We start from the raw sequence: 1,526 nt of genomic DNA, 5'->3' as shown, positions 1-1,526 counted from the left end.
TTGGTAGCGTCGTTGGTTATTCTTCTGGTGGGTACCACACGCGGTCACCGTTGACTTTTGCGAAGCTGGTCAGGGTGTGCGGTTTGGTCGAGGTTCGGCTCATGATGTCGGCTACGTGCAGGCTCCGAGCTAGCAATGCGTCTCCGATCAGTGATCGGTGACAACGCCAGGGCACGGCCTCGGCGCACATGATCGCTACCGTCTGCTTTGTTGCCAGCGTCATCAACTCGTCGATGCCTGCACCGAACTCGGGTGTTTGCATGTAGTCGGCGTAGTTGCGAAAGCTTTTGTTTCGCCATGCTCCATTGATGGATGCTTCCGCTACCGGGGTGTGGCGTAACCCGCCGAGTCGTGGGAGTCGTTGATAATCGATACCTGCCTTCGGCATGCTGATGGTGAGTTCGTGTTCGCCAAATTGCGGATTGTGACGAGACCCGGGAACGGTGCGCACGTCGATGAGTCGTTCGACGCCGTGCGTTTTCAACATGTCAACGAACTCATCAATTGGATGAGTTGAATGCCCGATCGTGTACACACAGGTTCCAGCCATGCTCCCATTGAACCGCACGTGCTGAAGCGCGCCTCGGAAATGTCGAATTTGTGTGTCTGTGCCCGATGCTTTGCTCCTACGGTAACGTGCAGGAGAAACCTCGTATGTCGGCCATTGCCGTGCTGCTATCTTGAAGCCGTCGGTAACCTCGTCGGTGACGATGACTCCTTGTTCAGCCCACCGGTTCACGCAGGCCAAGTGTTGACATACCCGGTGACGCCGCTGCCACCGGGAGCCCCGGAACGAACGGAGAAAGCATGCAACCGATCCCGGCCGGTTCCGACCATTCGCACGGTATTGAAATGGCGGGGGCTGGTGGTGTCCCCCTGACAGTATCGGTGCCGGTGGGTGCAGCCCGGGCTGGAGTCATTGTGCTCCACGAGGTCTGGGGCCTCTCCGCACCAGTCACCGCTCTCGTCGTCCGCCTGGCCGGCTGTGGCTACATCACCGCCGCACCGCACCTCTACCACCGCATCGAAGACCCCGTCGTCACCGATGGGAAATACGCCCAAGCCCGCCGCTACCACGACACCCTGACTATGGACGGGCTCACATTCGACATCGAGAGTGCCCTGTCCTGGATCCGCGCCCAAGGAGCACAAAAAATAGCGGTAATAGGCTTCTCCATGGGAGGCACCCTCGCATTATGGGCGGCAGCGACACTACACATCGATGCCGCCGTCACCTTTTACGGCGCCAACCTGGCTTCGCCACGCTGGCCGGGCATCCTCAGCGGAATCGATGCCGCACGCATACTTAAGACACCCTGGCTCGGAATATATGCCGGCAAAGACACCAGTACCTCTGCCCGTGACCTCCAACAGATGCGCGAAATCCTCGCCCACAACGCCACGCAATCCACGGTAGTTGTCTACCCCAAAGCCCGTCATGGCTTCGCGCTGGACCCCGATCTTTCACGCCACGCCGCAATCGAAACAGCAGACGCATTCGAGCGAACGTCGTTCTTCCTGAAAAC

At 59.1% G+C, this 1,526-nt stretch carries 2 protein-coding genes; one reads left to right on the top strand and one right to left on the bottom strand.

The genetic code is table 11. The features are described 5' to 3' along the window. Positions 1–16: 16 nt before the first annotated feature. On the bottom strand, positions 17–739 hold the full coding sequence (locus CXY75_RS00075) for a DUF488 family protein (RefSeq protein ID WP_233201636.1): 723 nt from the start codon (positions 737–739) through the stop codon (positions 17–19). Positions 740–807: 68 nt separating this feature from the next. Here CXY75_RS00075 and CXY75_RS00070 point away from each other — a divergent pair. Beyond that, on the top strand, positions 808–1,526 hold a 719-nt coding region (locus tag CXY75_RS00070), incomplete at its 3' end, for a dienelactone hydrolase family protein (RefSeq protein WP_104080875.1).

It is taken from the genome of Cryobacterium sp. Y11 (assembly GCF_002929535.1).
In the GTDB taxonomy this organism is placed as follows: domain Bacteria; phylum Actinomycetota; class Actinomycetes; order Actinomycetales; family Microbacteriaceae; genus Cryobacterium.
The sequence above is the reverse complement of the archived record's forward strand: the minus strand, read 5'-3'. Positions and strand labels throughout refer to the sequence as shown.